Consider the following 19,803-nt stretch of genomic DNA (forward strand, 5'->3'; position numbering starts at 1 on the left):
GGTCGGACGTCTCACCCCGGCAGAAGCTTGGCCCCGCAGGATGAGCAGAACTTGGCCCCCGGCTGGGTGGGTTGACCGCATTCTGAGCAAAAGCGAGCGGAGCCGCCCGGCGTGACGGTCGGCGGTGCGGGCGTCGCGGGAGGGACGGGTGACGTTGGCGGTGTGCCCGAGTTCATGGCCTCGCGGACCATGCCGGGGATCATCATGCCGAAGCCGGCCCCCATCCCGGCCTGCATGGCCCCGCCGGCGTTCCCCTGGTTCTGGGCGGCCTCGGTCAGGGCCTTGGCGGCCTGGAATTTGAGGTATTCGTTCATGTTGCCGACGACGGCCATGCCCGAGCGGGTGTCCATCATCGCCTGGACTTCGTCGGGAGGGGTGATGGCGCCGATGAATAGCTCGGTCAGCTCCAGGCCGTAGGTCCTGAAGTCGCTGGCGGTGGCCGCACGGGCGGCGGCGGCGACCTCATCGTAGTGTTTGGGCAGGTCGAGGATACTGGTGAGCGAGGTGCCGAGGACGTCGGTGAGGCGGGCGACGATCCGGTCGCGGAGGAAGTCTTCGATCTGCTCGGTCGAGTAGAGGCCCTGGGTGCCGACGACGCTGGAGAGGAACAGGCGCGGCTCGGCGACTCTCATGGCGAACTTACCGAAGGAGCGTAGCCTGACGATCGAGAGCTCCTTGTCGCGGAACGGGATCGGTTGCTTGGTCCCCCATTTCAGGTCGAGGAAGGTCTGCATGCCGACGAAGTAGACGGAGGCCTGGAACGGAGACTTCTCCCAGGGGAACGTCAGGATCCGGGTGAGGAGCGGGACGTTGGCGGTGGTGAGCGTGTGGCGGCCGGGTCCGAACTCGTCGTAGACCTGCCCCTCGCGGACGAAGAGGGCCCGCTGGGATTCCTGGACGAGGAGCTGGGCGCCGTACTTGATGTCGGTCGAGCCCTCGGGCGGGACGCGCCTGACGATGGTCTGGCCGGTGGGGTCGAAGAAGTCGATGACCTCGAGGCGATTGGACATCGGTCGGTCTCCGTGGTCCTTGGCGGCGACGTTGAGCCTAGCGGATGCCCTGGAGGAGGAGGCCGCGCTCGGCGAGCTTGGCCTCGAGATCGCCCAGGTATTTGTCGATCTTGCCGTCGAATTCGGCGACGCCCGCCATGGTTTTCAGCTCGTCAACGCGCTCGAAGAGGGCGAGGTCGAGCGTGTGCAGGGTGTCGGCCTTGGGGTCGTCCAGGCGGCCCGCGCCGTAGAAGGCGTCGATCCCCGATCCGGCGGCCCTCAGGGACTGGGCCAGCGACTCCAGCCGCCTGGCGGTGCGGTCGAGGGGGTCGATGGCATCGAGGTCGCCGGCCTTGGTCCGGTCGCGGATGAGCCGCTCGACGGCGGCCTTGGGCCCGGAAAGCTGGCCGGCGATGGCCTCGCGCAGGGCCTGGTCGGCGGTGCGGCGGGTCCCGCGTTCCAGGTAACCGCCGTAGCCAGGGATGTACTTGGCGAGCTTCTCGATGATGGGGACGGGCTTGGGGACTTGCTCGCGCATCGACGCGTCTCCGACGTTGGTTCGATCGGATCAGTAGAGGTCGAGCCCGCGCGAGAGGCGGTCTTCCAGGCCGTCGGCTCGCTCGGCGATCCGGCGGACGAGGTCGGCCGGGTCCGCGCCTTCCAGGTGGTCGGCGTGGAAGTTCTGGATCACGACGAAATATTCCTCGCCGCGGAGCACGCGGATGGCGAAGTGGCCCTCGACGGCCCGTGCATTCAGCTTGAGCAGGGCCCTGGCGTCTCGGTCGTTGGCCGGCCCGCAGATCGAGACGAGCGCGATGATCGAGCGACCTTGGGCGTCGTGTCCGGCCAACCCGGCGTAGACCGCCTGCTTGCGGTCGAGGGGGAGGGGGACGATCACCCGGTAGCCGTGCGACGAGGGGGTGACTTGCAGCCCGGTGCCGCCGACCCAGTTGCGCAGGGCACGGCTAGCGTCGGCATCGGAGGGGTCGGGGGGCTCGTAATCGCCCAGGGCCTCGCGTGCGACGTCGGCGTCGGGCCTGGGGATGCCGAGGGGAATCCCGCAGCCGGCGCAGAACCGGTCCGACTCGAAGTTGCCTGTGTCGCAGCGTGCGCAGGCGAAGGTGGTGTAGGGCATCGCCGGGGGCTCGCTTCCGAGGGTCGTCGATCGCCGGGCTGTCTCGCCGTCCGGGTTTACGTCCGAGGCGCTGTAGCTTAATCGGCAGGGGACGGGCTTGGAAGCGGGCGGCGTCGACTCCGCATGTCCGCCCGGCCTGGTTCTGCTAGACTGGTCGAGGGGGCGGCCGGGCGAACCCGGGCGCGGCCGGACGGGCCAGAGAAGTGGGATCCGCATGCAGGCGTCCTGCCCGCGCTGCTCCAAGGTCACGGAATTCATCGGCGAGCCGCCGCTGTTCTGCGCCTATTGCGGCCAGCCCTTGCGCGCACCCGCCGGCCTGGACACGACCGCCAACTATTCCTGGCCGGCCGGGGTCCCGACGGGCCTGGAAGCGACCGCCGCGTTCTCGCCAGGCTCGCTGGCGGAGGCGAGGTCCGCCGAGGTCGTCCCGGAGCGACTGAGCAATTTCCGCCTGTTGCGCAAGATCGGCGCCGGCGGGATGGGCTCGGTGCACGAGGCCGAGGACGAGAGAAATGGCCGCCGGGTGGCGATCAAGCTGATCGCGCCTCATCTGCTGGCGTCCGACGTGGCCGTCGAGCGGTTCTTGCAGGAGGGGCGGCTGGCCAGCGCCATCACCCACCCACGATGCGTGTTCGTGCTGGCGGCCGACGCCTTCGACGGGCATCCGTATATCGTGATGGAGCTGATGTCCGGCTCGACCCTGAAGGACCTCGTCGAGTCGGGCGGCCCGCTGTCTCCCGAGGAGTCGGTCGCCAAGATCCTGGACGTGATGGAGGGGCTGGGCGAGGCGCACCGGCTGGGGGTGATCCATCGGGACGTCAAGCCATCCAACTGCTTCCTGGAGGCCGACGGCCGGGTCAAGGTGGGCGACTTCGGCCTGTCCAAGAGCCTGATCACCGGGCTGGACCTGACGCACTCGGGGTCGTTCCTGGGCACCCCGCTCTATGCCTCGCCCGAGCAGATCCGCGGCGAGGTGCTCGACTCTCGGACCGACGTCTATTCGGTGGCCGCGACGCTGTATTTCATGATCACGGGAAAGGCCCCGTTCGAGGCGAAGGGGAAGGATGCGGCGTCGACCCTGGCGATGATCGTCAGCGATGACGCGCCTTCAATCCGCCAGTTCCGGCCCGACGTGTCCAAGGCCCTCGATCAGGCGATCTTGAAGGGGCTGAGCCGCGAGCGGGGGCGGCGGTATCGCGACCTGGCCGAGTTCGCGCGAGTGCTGGCCCCGTTCCTGCCGAGCCGGTTGTCGATCGGCGGGATCGGCCTGCGGATCGTGGCGTTCGTGCTGGAGATGTTCGGCGTCCGGTTCCTGATCTACACCTTCGTGGATATCGGCTGGGTGCTGTCGACGGGCCGGCAGGACACGCTGCACGTCAACGTGGCGATCTCGCTGGCGTTCGATCTCTTCTATTTCGGGTATTTCGCGCTGCTGGAAGGGCTGTACGGGGCCTCGCTGGCCAAGCGGTTCTTCGGGCTGCGGGTTTATGACTCGCGACGGACCACGCCCCCCGGCCTGGGGCCCGCGTTGCTGCGCACGACCGTCTTCTTCGCCTTGACGACCCTTCCGGCCGACCTGCTCAGCCTTTACTCGGTCTGGCAGAGGGCCTATGCCCTGGATAAGTGGGTGCCGTTCCTGCGCATCCCGGGACTGCTGCTCATCACGTCGACGATGCGAGCGTCCAACGGATTCCGAGGGCTGCACGAGCTGGTGAGCGAGACGCGGGTGATCCGCCTGCGTGGCCGCGACCGGTTCCGCTCCCGCATCTTCGACCGCGGGCAGGTGACTCCGGGCTCGCCCAGGCTGATGCAGCCGGGCGGGATCCCCTCGGAGCTGGGGCCTTACCAGGTCGAGGGGGCCCTGAGCTGGGACCCCGAGCCGCGGGTGTTGCACGGCAATGACGCGGGGCTGGGCAGGCCCGTCTGGGTCGTCCTCAGGGCGGTCGACGACCCGCCGGCGTCGGACGTGCGCCGCGAGGTCAACCGGATCGGCCGGCCCCGATGGATCAGCGGCGGAGAAGATGACGACCTGCGGTGGGATGCCTTCATCGCGCCCGGGGGCCGATCCCTGCCCGACCTGGTCAAGTCGACCGAACGGCTGACCTGGCGCGAGGCCCGGCCGATCCTGGAGACGCTCTCGGAGGAACTTGCCGCGTCGTGCGACGACGCGACGCTCCCCCTCGGGCTGTCCGTGGACAGCATCTGGGTGCTGCCCAACGGCCAGATCCAGCTGACCGACGTGCCCGCGGGGAAGGGGGCCCCGCTCGCGGAGGGGTCTCGCTCCGTGGCACTGACCTCGTCGGATCGGTCGCTGAGGCTGCTGTATGAAGCCGCGACCCTAGCCCTGACCGGCCGTCGTGCGGAGGAGGACGAGCCGTCTTCGCCGATCCTGACGGCCTTGCCGCTGCACGCGCGCGGGCCCCTGGACCGACTCTGCGGGGCCGGATACCGATACGAGCATCCGAGGGCCTTCCATGACGCGCTGGAGAAGACGCACGACCGGCCGACCTGCCTGACGCCGATGGCGCGGCTCGTCAGCCTGGGGGCGTTCGTCGCGATCAGCTCGCTCCAGGCGTCCCTGATCCTGCTCCCGCTTGCGCTTGTGCGTGTTTATATTGCCTATCTGAAATCGCCCGAGGAAGGGTATGCGACGAACCCCGAGCTGGTGGACTCGCTGACGCGGATGCTCGACCACCTGCTGAGGATCTTGCCGGCGGTGATCCCGCTGGGCTGGGCCGTCTGGTCGTGGGCGACCTGCGGCGGCTTCACCCGTCGGCTGGCGGGGACCGCGGTCGTCAGGCTCAACGGTCGCCCTCCTTCGAGGCTCCAGCACGCCTTGCGCGAGGCGACGCTCTGGTCGATCTTCGTGATCCTGGCGGTCGGGCCGATCACACTGACCTATCAGCTCTCGCGATCGGAGGGGGCGCTCCGGGGCGCGGCGCTGGCGTCGATCGCGATGCTGCTGGTGTACGCGGCTGTCGGGACGCTCTCGCCGAAGCGGATGCTGCACGACGTCCTCGCCGGCACGACGCTCGTCCCCAGGTAGGGCCACGCGTCGCGCCGGGCTGCCGGACGCTTCAACGGAAAGGGCTCAGTCGAGTTCCTTGATCCGCACGTTGCGGAACCGGACGATCGACTTGGGGTCGTGGTTCTGCAGGCCGAGGTACCCCGACTCGCCGCGCGAGCCCTTGTACGAGTTGACCTGCCGACCATTCAGCAGGATCGTGTACTCCTGCCCTTTCACCCTGATCTCGTAGTCGTTCCACTCGCCCACCGGTCGGAGCGTGGGCTTGGCGTCGGCGGCCTTGAACGAGTAGACGGCGCCGGTGCGGTGCTCGGGGTCGGCGCCGTCGCAGATCTGGATCTCATAGCCCTCGTTGACGGCGTCCCAGGGGCTCTTCGGCTTCTTGGGGAAGCGGACGAAGACCCCCGAGTTGTTGCCGGCGTCGGAGAGCTTGTACTCGACGCGCAGGATGAAGTCCTTGAACGGCTTGCGGGAGTACCAGAGCATCCCCATGCCGCCGTCGGTGACGAGCACCCCGTCCTTCTCCTCGACGATCGAGCCGGGGCCGACCATCTCCCAGCCCTGCTTGGCAGGGTCGCCCGAGCGGTATAGCTCGGTGAACCCCTCGTCGGCCTTGGAGTCACCTTTGGGTGAGTCGGCCCCGGCCAGGGCCGCCATTAGCACCCCCAGCAGTGTCGCCGTTCGGAGCTTCATCGGAGTCGCCTCACTTCTTGGTGACGTTCATGGACTTGATGAGGGCGTCGAACGCCTTCTCGGCGTCGTCGATGGTCTTGGCCGGGCCGATCGTCTTGATGAAGTAGCCGGCGTCGTCGGTCTGGACGATGGCGCCCAGGAGCTGATAGCCGGGCTTCACGCCCGCCTTGGAGAAGGGGTCGAGGTAGCGGCCGGCGATCTTCACGCGGGTGACGTCGGTGTTCTTCCCCTTGACCTTCTTGGACTCGACCTTGGGAAGCTCTCCGTCTTCGCTCTTGAACTGGCCCTGCCAGCGGCTGACGTTCGACTCGACCGAGCCGGCGCCGCCGGGGAAGACGAAGACGACCAGCTCGCCCGGGTCGTTGTCACCCTTAGAGGCGGGGATGCTGATCTGTGCCTTGCGCATGCTGGAGGTGGGCTTGCCCTCTTTCCAGGTGGCGGGGATCTCGAAGGTCAGGCCGCCGACGTCGACGGTCTTGGGGGGGGCGTCGGCCCCGAGGATCAGGGTCGCGGTCAGCGACAGGCCCAGGGCCAGCGCATGGATTCGTCGATTCTTCGTGGCCACGTCGATCGCTCCTCGGTTGTGTCGTCCGCGCCCCGGCACTACCATGCCGTGAAACCGGGGCGCCTCGCCTGCCCGCCGACGCCCCCACCATCACTCTCGGGAGCGTCCTCTCATGCCCTTCGCACGCGTCATGGCCCTGTCCGTCTTCCTGGCTTTTGCGGGGATTTGCCCCGCCTACGCGCAGAAGAAGGCGCCCGACGGCGCGAAGGTGCTGATGCTGAGCGGAGGCGCCAGGCAGCACCACGGCTACCGCGACCAGGCATTTTACTTGGCCAACCTCCTGGAGGACACCGGGCGGTTCCAGGTCACCATCGCCGAGGACGCCGAAATCCTCGTCACCCCGGCCCTGGGCAAGTACGACGCCCTGATCATGATGACCGATCGCCGCGACCCCGAGTTCAAGCTGACCCTCCCCCAGCAGCACGCCCTCCTCGATTACGTCAAGGCAGGCCACGGCTACGTCAGCCTCCACGGCGGGGACAACGCCGCCCCCGACTGGGTTCCCGAGTGGCGAGAGATGCTCGGCGGCGTGTTCTCGCACGACACCCAGGGGGGCAAGTACCCCGATTCCAAGACCCGCAAAGGCCAATATCGGATCAAGATCGCCAATCCCGATCACCCGGTCACGAAGGGCCTGACCGACTTCGACCTGTCTGATGAGCTTTACTACAAGCTCCAGTTGGTGCCCGGCGGTATCCAACCCCTGGCCACCACCGAATTCGAGGGTCAGGCCTGGCCCGTCGCCTGGGTCCGCGAATACGGCAAGGGGCGCGTCTTTCATACCCCGCTGGGCCACCGCGATTTCGGCCCGGGCAAGGCCGATCCGCTGCATACGCCCGAGTTCGCCAGGCTCCTGGTCCAGGGGCTGACCTGGACCGTGGATTCCTTGCCGAAGCCGACGGCCGCTCGCTAGATCGGATTGGCGTTGAGATCGGCTCGGGCTCGAGAACCCAGCGGAGCAGGGGAAGGGAAAGCTCCGCGTCGGGCGCCACGCGAACGGGGGAGGGTGAACGGTTGGGAATGGTTGGACTTCGCGTCGCGATTGCGGCCATTGGCGTGGCGATCCACGTCGTCGGCCTGTCCCTGGCCAGGCGATCCTTCCGACTCTCGACATCGGGCATCCGGACCGTCGCGACCGTGGTGGCCTCCGAAGGCGACGGAGAGAGCGTCCCCGAGATGACCGTGGAGTTTGAAGGTCGGTTTGCCGGGGAGTGTCGTCGGGTGATATTGGTCTTCGGCAGCGGGGGGCCATCGGTCGGAGAGGCGATGGAGATCCTCTACGACCCGAATGACCCCGACCTTGCCTGCGGTGCGTCCTGGTCGCAGCTCTGGTTGCTGCCTGTCTTGTGCGCAAGTCTCGGCATCATCGTCGTGGTGGTGGCCTGCATCGGGAATCCAGGCGGCGAGTAGGGCTCGCGGCGCAAATGATCGCTCGTCGCGAATCGCGATGCGACGATCAGTGCCGCTCATTGCCCCGCGGGAAGTGCCCCCAACTGTGTCATCAGGCCGAACGTATCCATAAGGAACCGGGTCTCCGTGATTTTCCCGTCGTTCAGCCGGTCGAGGGCCATGCCCGACACCGTGACCTTGCGACCCGTGGCCGGCACACCGAGGAATGGCCCGAGTTGGGTTCCGGTCCATACGAACCGGGTGAGCACACGGTCGCCGTCGACCATTTGCTCCTCGACGGACCACTGGAGGTCGGGGAACGCGACCCGGGCGCTTCTCAACATTTCCTGAAAGCCTGATAGGCCGGGATCTCGACCCGGGAAGGGAACGTGCTGGACCACGTCCTCCCTCATGAACCGGCCCAGACCGTCGAAGTCCCCCTGATTCAGGACCTCGTCGACGAATTGACGGACGATCGCCGCGTTGTCGGACATCGGTAAGCTCCCAGCTGGCGAGGAAAATGCACGTTCACCTTACCATGGTGGAGAGCACCGTCCATGACCCGAATTGGGACATCGCCACATGTCCCGGAGAGCCCATCCGAGATCATCTTTGCCGCGATCCTCTCGCCCTGCGCGGGGCACTTCGACTGGGCCGCGATCTTCCTTGGCGGCCCGATGACGAACATGATTTGGGCCATCGCGGCAATCGCCGTTGCCGTTTAGGTGTCCGACGAGTGCTGCGCTCGTCGGATCAGGGCGACATGCTTATCCGAGAGTGACCTCGATGCGGGCGATCTCGTTGGGGGTGAGGTCGACCAGGACGGAGTCGCCCTCGATGGAGAGGTCGACGATGGACTCGTCGTGATAGTCGACCTGCCGGGCCGAGATGGGGTTGCGGAAGGTGCGGAGGCGGCAGCGGATCGAACGGCCGGCAGTCTCGACGAGGTGGAAGACGAGGGCCAGGGGGGGCTCGCCTTCGGGGCGACGGGCGGGGGTGACGCTCGTGACCATGACGGAGGGGCTGTCGACCTGGAAGAACCAGCCGACGGGGCCGGTCCGGGGAATGTTCTCGACCGGGATCACGTAGGGAGGCGTGACCATGTCCTGGGCCGCCGAGAACGGTTCTTCGAGGTCGAGGACCACGCCCAGGCGGAATTCGCGGGCGGTCTCGCGGCCCGTGACGAGCAGGGTGTCGAGCATCCGGGCGCCATGGCGTCGGTGGTGGGCCAGGCCGCCTAAGAGGATCGCCGTGCGGCGCCTCTGACTGGTGATGTCGAATGCGTCGGGCGTCTCGGGGCGTTCGACCCGGGTCGGCTCGGCGGAGATCAGGCTGGTCCGGCGCAGGGACGATTCGGAATCGGCCCAGGCCCAGCGGCAGGAGATCGAGTGGGCCCAGGGGTCGGCGTCGGCCAGCTTCGTGAGCAGGTCGGCGTCGATGTCGGAGAGGGTGACGTCGAGGTCGAGGACCGGCCGGCCTGCCCAGAGGCGGAAGCGCTGGGTGAAGCGGGCGAGGGTTTTGCCGGCGGGGTCGAGGAGCTTCCCCTTGCTGATCGCCTGGACCAGGGCTGGGCCAGCGTAGTCAACCTCGAAGAAGTCGGAAACCATCTTCGATGCGGCGGCCTCGCCGTTCGCGTCCCGCAGTCCGTTGATGACGAGCTGCTGACCGATCCGAGCGGAGGCGTCGCCGGCGGCCTTGATCCCGCGGATCCCGCCGGAGGCCTCGTCGATGGTGACCTCGAGCGTCTCGTTCTTGAGGACGCGGGCCTTCGCCGAGAGGACGCCGATGGGAGGCGGGGGGAGGGTGGCGTCGGTGGCGCGAGAGACCCAGGCGTAGCCGAAGCCGGCGAGCTCGACGACGGCGAGGACCCCTTCGTCGGTGAACTGGGCAGCGCGCAGAGGGCCGGTCGGGCGCAGGTCGGCGTCGGCCTCGGGGAGCTGGACGGCGACTCTGCGGGGCGTGGCCAACGGGTTGAGGATCAGATATCCAGGGCGGGCCCCCTCGGCGGGGACCGGCCCGACGATGGCGCGAGCGGCGGCGGCCAGGGAGTCGGGCTCGCGGAGGGCGAGGGAGGCTCGGGTCTCGTCGAGGCGGCCGGTTTCGAGGTCGTCCTCGATCCGGTCGATGGGCGTCCCCTCGGGCACGCTCGGGTTCGAGGTCAGAGCGAGGACGAGGGAGTCGAGCCAGCGGATCGAGTCGAATCGGGCGCGGAGGCGGGTGTGGGCGGCCAGGCCTGAAATCGGGGCGGGGTCTCGGCGGGCGACGGCCTGGGCGAGGTAGGGGAAGATGTAGTCATCGAGGTCGGGGCGGAAGGTCTCGAACGGCCGGTCGGTCAGGTGGAAATAGTCATTCAGGGTGACCAGGCGGGCCAGGACCGGGGAGTAGGCCGCGACCCGGCGGAGGTCGGCGTACCATCCGGAGAGGGGCTCGGGCCAGTGGACCATCGGCAGGGTGGCAACGTGGTCTTCCTTCATGGACGTGGCCAGGCGCCAGGGGAGATGCGCCCCTTGAGCCTCGCGGTCGGCGCCGATCGGCGTGCGGGTCAGGGCTTCCAGGGTCGTGCCGTCGGGGGCTTCCCAGAGCCGCTTGGCCTCGTGCCGCTGGGGGAAGGAACCGGCGTCGAAGCCCATGTGGACGGCGAACCTGAAGCCGAATCGCTTGGCCACCTGGACGAGCTGCGGGTAGAGGCCGAACCGGCGGCGGGCCAGGGTCTCGACGTTGCGGTCGTCCAGGTTCGCGCGGTAGGCCTCGCCCCCTTTGCGGAACTGCCAGAGGACCGACTCTAGGGGCAGGAGGGGTTCCTCGGTCTCGCTGTAGGCACCGCCGACGATGTCGAGGCGGCCGTCGGTGATGGCCTCGCGGATGCGTTCCATCCCTTCGGGTCGCTTCTCGGCGAGCGATTCGATCGACTTGCCGGTCGCGAGCAGGGTCAGGGGGGCCCGCGACTGGAGCAGGGCCTCGACGGACTCGGGGCGGGTGGCCGGATCGAGCAGGCAGATGTCGAGCAGGTAGGCGTCGACCGGGTAGAACCGCTCACGGGCCTGCGTCAGCATCTCGAAGGAGGCGCGGAGGCGGTTCACGGAGGCGGCCGGATCGCCGGCGGCCCAGGCCCTGGCGCCCGCGGAAACCTCGCGCCAGAGGTTGTCGAGGTCGAGCCCGTCGGAGTGGCCCATCGCCGAGGTCAGGTCGCGCAGCCAGCGTCGCGAGGCCCCGAGCGCGAGATAATCGGCGGCCGTCGGGTCTTCCAGATTTTTCGACCGGGGCTCACCGAGCAGGAACAGGATCTCGGCCACCGTGGCGAGGCGGTCTTCGCCCACGGCGACGATTGGCACGCCGAGGTCGGCGGCCTGCGACTGGTAGCCCGACGGGAGCTTGTCGGCGGCGCCTGCCGGGACGAGCCAGATTTCGCCGGTCGACGGGGCGGGGGGATAGTCGAACTCTTCGTGACGGGGGAGCCAGCCGGCCAGCGAGAGGAGCGCCGGATGCCAGGGGGCCGACGCGGCGACCCAGGCCTGGCGAGCGTCGCGCTCGGAGAGGTCGGCGGCCGGCTCGCGGCCGTCGCCGGGAATGAGGATGACGAACGTGCGCCGGTTGGCGGGCGTCGGTTCGTCGACCACCTCCGCGATCGGCTCTTCGATCACCTCGGGCGTGATCTCGGGGTTCGAGGCGACTTCGGGCTCGTGCGGCGTGTCCATCGGGTCAGGCTCCCAGCGCCGCTTTCAGCTCGCGGACTTCTTCGGTGAGGGTATTCACCGCGTTTTTCAGGGTCTCGATCTCGGCCCGCAGCGACGCCGCCTCGGCCGCCCAGCCGCCGCCGGCGCTCGCTCCGGTTTCAGGCCTGGCCGACGAGGCGCGTGGCGGCGGAGCGTCGTCGATGTTGTCGACCGGGGCATTGGCCTGAATCTGGCGGGCGCGTTCCAGCTCCTCGGGCTTGCCGAGCGCGTGCATGACGACCACGCCCCGGCGCGTGCCGGGGGGGGAGAGCTGCACGACGAGCCCGCGGGCGATCAGGTCTTCGAGCACCGCTTGCAGGCCGGCCATGTCGGGGACCGGGTTCATCATCCGCGAGGCCCGCGCCCGCAAGTCGCCCTCGGTCTGGGCGCCCCGCAGCATCAGCTCGGCGAGGATGGCCATCTCGTTGGGCTTGTGCTTCAGGCCCAGCCACTCGTAGAGGTCGTGCTTCCACTTGACGGTCCGGCCCGACCCCTCGACCTGGGTGGTTGCCCCCTTCTTGCGGAGGCCCTGGAGGATCTCTTCGGCGTCGTCGGCGTCGAAGTTGGTGACGGGGTCGCGGTTCGACTTCTGGTTGCACGCCGTGACGATGGCGTTGATGGTCATCGGGTAATATTCGGGCGTCGTCTTCTGCTTCTCGACGAGCACGCCCAGCACCCGTCGCTCGCGGGACGATAGGGGCGGTCGATCGGGCTGGCTCGGGCTCTGGTTTGCTGAGTCCATCGGGGTAGGCTTCCTCGTGCGAGACGCGACGGCTCGCGGCAAACCCGGTCGGTGCGGCGGCGAGGGGGGCCATGGTAGCCGCCCGCGTCGCCCCGCTTCAAGTCACGAGCCCTGCGCCGGTTGGCTTCAGAACTGCTTCAGGCGGTCGATGATCGTACGTGCCTGCTCGGGGACGTCGCCGGCGGGATCGGGCCAGACGGTCAAGTAGCCCCGGTAGTCGATCTCCTCCAGCGAGCCGAGATATTCCTCCCAGTCGAGTGCCCCGGCCGGGAAGCCCGAGCGGCGCTGCTGGATGATGCCGGGGGCGCGACCCTGGCCCGTCGCGTCGGTCGCGTAGGCGTGCGCCACCCAGGGGCCGAGCGCACGGGTCGAGGAGACCGGATCGAGGCCCGCGGAGATCAGCGAGCCGGGGTCGACACTCGCCGCCAGGTCGGGCTGGCCGAGTGCATCGAGGAACGTCCGGAGGACCTCGCCCGAGTCGGGGCCGGTCTCGATGGCGAACCGGATGCCCCTGTGGCCGGAACGGCGGGCCAGTTCGGACAGCGCGAGCTTGAAGGTGGCCAGCCGCTTGGGCTCGTCCTCGGGGGGGACCCCACCGACGCGGGCCACCACCATCCTCGCGCCTAGCTCATAGGCGAGGGTGAAGGCGCCTTCGGCGCGACTGAGGCGGTGTTCGAGCTGGTCCTCGCTGTCGAAGGCGCGGCGGGTGGGCAGGCTCAGGGCGATGAGGCTCAGCTCGACCGAGCGCAGGGTGTGGCGCAGGTCTCTGCGGCCGCTCTCGCTGAGCCGCTCGGGGCCGAGCTCGCCCGCGGCGTCGAAGATGACGCCCTTGGCGCCCAGGCGGGCGGCCTCGCGCAGGTTCGCCTTGACGTCTCCGTTGACCGAGAGCCTCAGGCCGATGGGGGAGCGGATCATGTCGGGCTTGACCTCTTCGTTGGGCGGGCTCGGTGCCGTTCGGCGTGTCGGCCCCGGTTGGCGCGGCCGCCGAGGTTCGGGTCTAATGTCGGTCGTCGCCGGTCGGGTGGGGCACATCCGTCGGCCGGCCCGGGGCATCTGACTTCGCCGTGACCGCCGAACGAGTCCTGCGCAACGTCGATGTCAGCCCGGCCGCACTCCCCGCGATCGTGGGCCGCTGGACCGAACCGGCCCTGCTCGAAAGCGGACCGGGCTTCGGCGCCGCAGGCCGCTGGAGCATCCTCGCGGCCGAGCCCCGGCTCGTCTTCCAGGGCGGTGAGGCGGGCTGGACCGTCGAGGACCAACATGGCCTGACCCTGGCCGCCGGTCAGTCAGACCCGCTCGCGGCACTGGCCGACCTGGTGCGCAGGTTCGGTCTGGATCGCCCAGGACAGCAACGCGGCCCCGACGAATGCCCGTTTCAAGGGGGCCTCGTTGGTTTCTTTGGCTACGACCTGGCACCCACGTTCGAGACGCTCCCGCGCAAGGCAACCGCCGATTCGAGGATGCCCGACGTTCGGTTCGGCCTCTACGATACCGCAATCCTCGTCGACCACGCCAGCGGACAGGCCGCCGTCCATGCCTGGGACCTGCTGGGTGAAGGGCGTGATGCGCCTGCCTCACGCGTCGAGGACTGGTCCCGGCGAGTTGCCAGGCCGTCACCGATGAGACCCCCAACCCCCCCGAGGTTCGGCGACATCCGGTCGAACTTCGAACCTGACGAGTATCGGAGGGCGGTAGGCCGGGCGCTGGAGTATCTGCGGGCCGGGGACATCTTCCAGGTGAACCTCTCGCAGCGGTTCACGGTCGAGGGGATCTTCGATCCGCCGGATCTGTACGCGAGCCTCAAGCTGATCAGCCCGGCGCCTTACTCGGCGATGCTTCGCTGGGGCGACTTCGCCGTGCTGAGTGCCAGCCCCGAGCTTTTCTACACCACCGAGGGCCGTCGGATCGTGACCCGGCCGATCAAAGGCACCCGTCCGAGGGGCCGCGACGCTGCCGAGGATGCGAGGCTGGCCGCCGAGCTGAAGTCCTCCGCCAAGGATCGGGCCGAGCTGACCATGATCGTCGACCTGGAACGCAACGATCTGGGGCGGGTCTGTGAATATGGGTCGGTGACCGTCTCCGAGGCGCTCGCGGTCGAGAGCTTTGCACAGGTCCATCACCTGGTCGCCACGGTCGAAGGACGACTGCGGGAAGATGTCGGGCCGATAGACGTGGTCCGGGCGATGTTCCCGGGAGGGTCGATTACCGGGGCTCCCAAGATCAGGGCGATGGAAATCATCGACGAGCTGGAGCCGGTTCGGCGGGGCCTGTACACCGGCTCGATCGGCTATCTCTCTCAAGGCCGTTCTGCGTTCAACATCGCGATTCGCACAATTCTTGTCGAAGGGCCAAGGGCGAGCTATCAAGTAGGAGGCGGGATCGTCGTCGACTCCGACCCTGATGCCGAATACCGCGAGACGCTGGACAAGGGGCGGGCCCTGTATCAGGTGCTTGGAGGGGGAGTCTACGCGTGATCTGGGCGAACGGCCGCATCTGGGACGAGGGCGAACAGCCTGCGGTCAGCCTGGATGACCGCGTGTTCGTCCACGGCCTCGGCCTGTTCGAGACCATGCGCACCTGGGAAGGTCGCGCCTTGTTGCTTTCCCGGCATCGGGCAAGGCTGATGAGTTCCGCCGTTCGACTGGGCATCGCGGTCTCGCCCGACGCACTACCCGACGCGGAGGCCGTCGCCCGGCTGATGGCGGCCGAGGCGATCGTGGGCGACTGCGCCTTGCGGCTGACCCTGACGGGCGGGCGTTCGCCGTCCGAGCCCGGCTTGGCCTGGCTGAAGACGATGCGACTGCCCCCGGAACGACGAGCCGGCGGCCTGACCTTGATCTTCGGCGGCGACGTCCTTCATCGGGGCGACCCGCTGGCCGGTCACAAGACCTTGAACTACTGGGGCAGGCGAATGGCGCACGAGCAGGCGACCGCGCTGGGGGCCGACGAGGCCCTGCTGGGCACGCCCGACGGCAAGGTCTGGGAAGGGTCGCGCACGAATCTGTTCCTGGTTCGCGGCGGCAAGTTGGTCACCCCGACGCTGGATGGGCCGATCCTCCCCGGCCTGATGCGTGGAGTCGTCTTGGAGCGGGCCAGGGCCCTGGGGCTGACCTGCGAGGAGCGGGAGATCGGCTATGGCGAGCTGGATGACGCCGACGAGTTGTTCCTCACCAATGCGGTACGCGGAATCCAGCCCGTGGGCTGCACGCCGGGCCGTCAGTTCCCCGCTCCCGGGCCTCTGACCGGGCGGCTGGACGCGGAACTTCAGGGTTGGCTGGCTTCCGGAGGCATCGACCGATGACCATTCCCCTCTCCGAAATGATCCGCTGGCTCGGCGAATTCGCCCCGCTCGAACTCGCCGAGCCTTGGGACAACGTCGGCCTCCTGCTCGGCGACCCCGACCAGCCGGTTCGCAAGGTGATGACCTGCCTGACCGTCACCGGGGCGACCGCCGCCGAGGCCATCCAGTCGGGCGTCGACCTGATCGTCAGCCATCACCCGATCCTGTTCCGACCGGTGCAGAAAATCGTCGGGGGCAATCACGAGACGGCCGAGGTCTGGGCTCTGGCCAGGGCCGGAATCGCGGTCTACAGCCCTCACACCGCGTTCGATAACGCAATCTCGGGGATCAATGCCGGCCTCGCGCGAAGGCTCGCCCTGGTTGACCTGAAGCCCATGCGGCCGGGCGCACCGCTGCCGCACTCCAAGATCGTCGCCTTCACGCCCGAGGCCGATCGCGGGCCCGTGCTTGCCGCCGCCTTCGCAGCGGGAGCGGGGCGGATCGGGAATTACGCGGAATGCTCATTCGGGGCGAAGGGGCAGGGGACGTTCCACGGCGACGAGAACTCCTCGCCCAAGGTCGGCCAGGCGGGGACGCGGGAGACGGTAGACGAGTGGCGGCTGGAATTCGTCTGCCCTGCCTGTCGAGTTGAGGCCGTCGTCGGGGCGATCCGCGTGGCCCACTCATATGAGGAGCCGGCCATCGACGTCTTCCCGTTAGCCGGCGGACCGTCCGGTCCGGGCTCCGGTCGGATCGGCACGCTACCCGACGCGATCTCGCTGGGAGAGCTGGCGGACCGGGTCGCGGGATTGCTGCCCACCCCGGCGGTCCAGATTGTCGGCGATCGGGACCGGACGGTGCGGCGGGTGGCGATCTGCTGCGGCGCGGGGGACGATTTCGTGCCCGACGCCGCCGGGCAAGGAGCCGACGTGCTGCTCACCGGCGAGGCCCGATTCCACCGCTGCCTTGAGGCTGAGGCCCTCGGGCTCGGCCTCGTCCTGCCCGGACATCACGCGACGGAGCGGCCGGGAGTCGAGGACCTGGCGGTCGCCCTGGAGATGGCCTTCACCAGCCTCGATGTCTGGGCCAGCCGTCGAGAGACGGACCCGGTCCGGTGCCCCTCCTGATCAACCCTCAGATCGCTTCGCGCATGAAAGAACCCCCGTGGAAGCGGGGGTTCGAGTGGCGCGGTCGGGGGGGACGCGGTCAGGCTTCGACGTCGGCGTCGACCTTGGCGTCGTCTTCAGTCTCGACGTCGGCATCAAGATCCGCGTCGGGATCGAGCAGGGACTCGAGTTCGGATTCGAGGTCGGTTTCCGGCTTGTCGGTCTCGGTCTCGGTCTCGGCGGCCGCCTCGGCCGCGCCCGCCTTGCCGCCGCGGGTGCTGGGCACTGCGAGGAAGGTCTGGTGCTCCCACTGGCCGGCCCAGGCCAGGCCCGCCCAGCGCTGGAGGGAAATCGTGCGGACCGTGGGCCGGTCCTCGTCGCGGATCACTTCACCCCATGCGTTCGTGTAGGCGGCGCGGACCTGGGCCGAGCTGCCGCCGACGCAGAGCAGGCGTTCGCCATTGGGGGTGAGGCAGGCCACAGCTCGCCAATCCTGGACGCCCGAAGATTCGCTCATGCTCGTCGATTCCCAATCCCGGCCCGGATGGGCGCGGGGTCAATCCAATATGGGCCGCCCGGGGCCGACTCGGGTCGCCTCGGACGGACAAAGGTGAACGCCAATAACCCGCGCCCCGATCGGGGGATCGGTGGCGGTGGGACGACCGAGCCGAGAAGGTGCGAACCCCCGTCGGACCCGACCTCATCGCCGACGCCAACCGATTGCTCCGTGGCACCATCGGGGATGCCCGAAGGCAAACCCATGACCACGAATTGCAATCCGAGCGACGTGGCGTCCTCGCGACACCGGCCGTCGATTTCCTACGACGAAGCTGGTGCCTCATGCCCACTCAAATTGTAGTGCGGCACTCCATCATAGGCGAACGAAAATTCCAAAAATCGTTGAAAGTCGTTTCCTTAATGAGAGATCGGTCCGAAGATCCTCGCTCAGACGGCGAAGAAATCGGGGTCAATTCTTGTCCCGTCTCAGATCAATTAGACTGAACTTCCGTATTTCAGGCACGATGGCCGATCGTCAGCAGGACTTTCCCCTTCTTGCCGACCACCTCCGAGGCGCGGACGGCCTCGGCGATCCGATCGAGCGGGAATGACTCGCCGGGTTCGGATTCGAGCACGCCCTCGCGGATCAGGCCGCCGATCTCGCGAAACATTTTGATGTTCTTCAGGATCGATCGGCCAAGCATGAAGTGGCCGAGGTAGAACCCCTCGATGCGCTTGCCGGCGATCAGCGAGCGGGTCCGCAAGGTCAGGGGCTCGTACGAGAGTGTGCCGTAGACCAGCATCCGGCCGTCGAGGGCGAGCGAGTCGTAAATCGCCGAGCCGGTGCTTCCGCCCACGGGGTCGATCGCGTATTTGACCCCATCGACCCCGACGATCTTGCGAACCTGGTCCTCGATCGGCCCGTCCGACGACGAGATGACCGCGTCGGCGCCGAGCGCCTTAAGTTCGTCGATCGCCTCATGGCGGCGGACGACGTTCAGGGTCTTGAAGCCGTCGTGCTTGCCCAGCTTGATGATCATCTTGCCCAGGGTCGAGCCCGCGGCGCTCTGGAGCAGCCAGGCTCCCTTGGGCACCTGCAAGACCTTGCGCACCATCGCCAGCGCGGTGGCCGGGTTGATGAAGAACGAGGCCACCTGCTCGTCGGGCAGGTCCTTGGGGACGGGCACGACGCGGTTGGCCTTCACCACAACGTACTCGGCCCAGTTGCCCCCGGCCTGGTTCAGCACCGCAACCCGGCGCCCTTTCATGAACGAGCCCAGGAGGCCGGGGCCGGCCGATTCGACGACGCCCACCCCTTCGTAGCCCGGCGTGGCGGGCAACGTGAGGTTGACCATGTATTTGCCGCGGATCGTCATGATGTCCGACGGATTGATCGGGCTGGCGATCATCCGGACGAGGACCTGGCCCGGGCCCGGCACGGGCGTCGGCACCTCGGCGTAGCGCAGGACTTCGGAGGGCTCGCCATACTGGTCGAAGACCGCGGCATTCATGCGGGATCTCGCGGCGGGTTCGGATGGGGCGCCCGGCGATCCATTCGCCGGCGCAATCTCTCGCAATGGCGGGTCGAACCCGCCTGGTCTCCGGTATCCTAAACTGAGACCCCTCTCCCAGACCAGGATCTCCACCCATGGCCTTCGATTCCTTGGTGTCGCCCGACTGGCTTGAAGACCACCTCGACGACCCGGCCGTCCGGGTCGTCGACATGCGTGGTTATGTCTCGACCCGTCCCATCGCCCCGGGCGTTGAGGAGGCCACCTATCGCGGGGCGCGCGACGAATATCTCGCTGGACACATCCCGGGGGCCGTCTACATCGACTGGACGGTCGACATCATCGACCCCGATGACCCCGTCCCCGCCCAGATCGCGCCGCCAGCCAGGTTTGCCGAGGCGATGTCGGTCCGAGGGATTGGCCCGGGGACCCGGGTCGTCGCCGTCGACCACATGGGCGGTCAGTTCGCCACCCGGCTCTGGTGGGCCCTACGCTATTACGGCCACGAGAATGTCGGCGTGCTCGACGGCGGCTGGAACCGCTGGATGGATGAGGAGCGGCCCACCGCCGAGGGGCCCGTCGAGGTTCCCCTTGCCGAATTCGTCCCTCGCGTCCAGCCCGCCTGGCGAACCACGGCCGAGCAGCTTGCCACCGAGCTTGGAAGCAAGCGGATCCAGATCCTCGACGCAAGGGATGCCGCCCAGTATACGGGGGCCAAACGCAGAGGGCTGCGCGGCGGGCACATCCCGGGCGCCATCAACGTCCCGCGCGAGGTCGCCTTCGCGCCGCAGGGGGGCTTCGCCACCGTGAACCAAGTTGATGCAAAGCTCAGGGCGCTGGGGGTCCGGGACGATACGCCGATCGTGGCCTATTGCAACGGCGGGGTCGCCGCGACCGTCATCCTCTTCCAGCTCGACCGATCCGGGCACACCTTACTGTCGAATTACGATGGGTCGTGGAACGAGTGGGGCGAGCGCACCGACTTGCCCGTGTCGACAGGATCGTAGCGAGATTGGCCACGATCCAATCGAGGCCTGAACTTCGGGGATTTCGACGGGACTGACGACTTGTCGGGGCCTTCCCGGGAGGCCATAGTGCGTCTTCCGAGCGCACCCTTCCACGCCCCGTTCAACGGCGGCGAGTCAGGGTGTAGGACT

General features: G+C 68.2%; 18 protein-coding genes. 7 read left to right on the forward strand and 11 right to left on the reverse strand.

Features of this window, described 5'->3' with window-relative positions; all coding sequences use genetic code 11:
- Positions 1-11: 11 nt before the first annotated feature.
- Genes EP7_RS05810 through EP7_RS05820 form a run of 3 tightly spaced genes read right to left on the reverse strand, consistent with a single transcriptional unit; the run spans position 12 to position 2,124 of the window.
- Positions 12-1,010, reverse strand: a complete 999-nt coding sequence (locus EP7_RS05810) for an SPFH domain-containing protein (RefSeq protein WP_463526744.1) — start codon at positions 1,008-1,010, stop codon at positions 12-14.
- Between the two features lie 37 nt (positions 1,011-1,047).
- Complete coding sequence (locus EP7_RS05815) at positions 1,048-1,527, reverse strand: hypothetical protein (protein ID WP_463526746.1); 480 nt, start codon at positions 1,525-1,527, stop codon at positions 1,048-1,050.
- A 30-nt stretch (positions 1,528-1,557) separates the two neighbouring features.
- A complete protein-coding gene (locus EP7_RS05820) occupies positions 1,558-2,124 on the reverse strand; it encodes a hypothetical protein (RefSeq protein ID WP_463526748.1) in 567 nt (188 codons plus the stop codon).
- A gap of 214 nt (positions 2,125-2,338) precedes the next feature.
- On the opposite strand from EP7_RS05820, the gene EP7_RS05825 reads away from it, so the two are divergent.
- Positions 2,339-5,170: a protein kinase domain-containing protein gene (locus EP7_RS05825; protein ID WP_463526750.1), complete on the forward strand. Its 2,832-nt coding sequence runs from the start codon at positions 2,339-2,341 to the stop codon at positions 5,168-5,170.
- Positions 5,171-5,215: 45 nt separating this feature from the next.
- Here the strand turns inward: EP7_RS05825 and EP7_RS05830 are convergent, their stop codons facing one another.
- On the reverse strand, positions 5,216-5,842 hold the full coding sequence (locus EP7_RS05830; protein ID WP_463526752.1) for a 3-keto-disaccharide hydrolase: 627 nt from the start codon (positions 5,840-5,842) through the stop codon (positions 5,216-5,218).
- Between the two features lie 10 nt (positions 5,843-5,852).
- Positions 5,853-6,407: a hypothetical protein gene (locus EP7_RS05835; protein ID WP_463526754.1), complete on the reverse strand. Its 555-nt coding sequence runs from the start codon at positions 6,405-6,407 to the stop codon at positions 5,853-5,855.
- Between the two features lie 112 nt (positions 6,408-6,519).
- Between EP7_RS05835 and EP7_RS05840 the strand changes: the two genes are divergently transcribed.
- The gene (locus EP7_RS05840) at positions 6,520-7,320 is read left to right on the forward strand and encodes a ThuA domain-containing protein (RefSeq protein ID WP_463526756.1); all 801 of its coding nucleotides are present in this window, start codon (positions 6,520-6,522) and stop codon (positions 7,318-7,320) included.
- A 107-nt stretch (positions 7,321-7,427) separates the two neighbouring features.
- Positions 7,428-7,817 (forward strand): DUF3592 domain-containing protein, encoded by a 390-nt coding sequence (locus tag EP7_RS05845; protein WP_463526758.1) that lies wholly within the window; start codon positions 7,428-7,430, stop codon positions 7,815-7,817.
- Positions 7,818-7,873: 56 nt separating this feature from the next.
- Here EP7_RS05845 and EP7_RS05850 read toward each other — a convergent pair whose 3' ends face one another.
- The 4 genes from EP7_RS05850 to EP7_RS05865 form a co-directional block, all read right to left on the reverse strand.
- Positions 7,874-8,290 (reverse strand): ester cyclase, encoded by a 417-nt coding sequence (locus tag EP7_RS05850; protein WP_463526760.1) that lies wholly within the window; start codon positions 8,288-8,290, stop codon positions 7,874-7,876.
- Positions 8,291-8,563: 273 nt separating this feature from the next.
- Complete coding sequence (locus EP7_RS05855) at positions 8,564-11,491, reverse strand: glycoside hydrolase family 38 N-terminal domain-containing protein (protein WP_463526762.1); 2,928 nt, start codon at positions 11,489-11,491, stop codon at positions 8,564-8,566.
- Positions 11,492-11,495: 4 nt separating this feature from the next.
- Positions 11,496-12,251 carry a YceH family protein gene (locus EP7_RS05860; protein WP_463526764.1) on the reverse strand — a complete coding sequence of 252 codons (756 nt, stop codon included), beginning with the start codon at positions 12,249-12,251 and terminating at the stop codon, positions 11,496-11,498.
- 126 nt (positions 12,252-12,377) lie between these two features.
- Positions 12,378-13,166 (reverse strand): sugar phosphate isomerase/epimerase family protein, encoded by a 789-nt coding sequence (locus EP7_RS05865; RefSeq protein WP_463526766.1) that lies wholly within the window; start codon positions 13,164-13,166, stop codon positions 12,378-12,380.
- A gap of 149 nt (positions 13,167-13,315) precedes the next feature.
- On the opposite strand from EP7_RS05865, the gene pabB reads away from it, so the two are divergent.
- The 3 genes from pabB to EP7_RS05880 are packed head-to-tail and all read left to right on the forward strand — an operon-like array spanning position 13,316 to position 16,658.
- The gene (gene pabB, locus EP7_RS05870) at positions 13,316-14,725 is read left to right on the forward strand and encodes an aminodeoxychorismate synthase component I (RefSeq protein WP_463526768.1); all 1,410 of its coding nucleotides are present in this window, start codon (positions 13,316-13,318) and stop codon (positions 14,723-14,725) included.
- A complete protein-coding gene (locus EP7_RS05875; RefSeq protein ID WP_463526770.1) occupies positions 14,722-15,552 on the forward strand; it encodes an aminotransferase class IV in 831 nt (276 codons plus the stop codon). The genes pabB and EP7_RS05875 overlap by 4 nt, the downstream gene beginning before the upstream one ends.
- Positions 15,549-16,658 carry a Nif3-like dinuclear metal center hexameric protein gene (locus tag EP7_RS05880; protein ID WP_463526772.1) on the forward strand — a complete coding sequence of 370 codons (1,110 nt, stop codon included), beginning with the start codon at positions 15,549-15,551 and terminating at the stop codon, positions 16,656-16,658. The genes EP7_RS05875 and EP7_RS05880 overlap by 4 nt, the downstream gene beginning before the upstream one ends.
- 79 nt (positions 16,659-16,737) lie before the next feature.
- Here EP7_RS05880 and EP7_RS05885 read toward each other — a convergent pair whose 3' ends face one another.
- Together EP7_RS05885 and EP7_RS05890 are read right to left on the reverse strand one after the other, a co-directional pair.
- Entirely contained in the window at positions 16,738-17,154 is a 417-nt protein-coding gene (locus EP7_RS05885) for a hypothetical protein (RefSeq protein ID WP_463526774.1), read from the reverse strand.
- A gap of 496 nt (positions 17,155-17,650) precedes the next feature.
- Entirely contained in the window at positions 17,651-18,646 is a 996-nt protein-coding gene (locus EP7_RS05890; RefSeq protein ID WP_463526776.1) for a zinc-dependent alcohol dehydrogenase family protein, read from the reverse strand.
- A gap of 137 nt (positions 18,647-18,783) precedes the next feature.
- Here EP7_RS05890 and EP7_RS05895 point away from each other — a divergent pair, with 137 nt between their 5' ends.
- Positions 18,784-19,653: a sulfurtransferase gene (locus EP7_RS05895; protein ID WP_463526778.1), complete on the forward strand. Its 870-nt coding sequence runs from the start codon at positions 18,784-18,786 to the stop codon at positions 19,651-19,653.
- The last annotated feature ends 150 nt before the right edge of the window (positions 19,654-19,803 follow it).

The sequence above is a fragment of the Isosphaeraceae bacterium EP7 genome (assembly GCA_038400315.1).
Lineage (GTDB): Bacteria > Planctomycetota > Planctomycetia > Isosphaerales > Isosphaeraceae > EP7.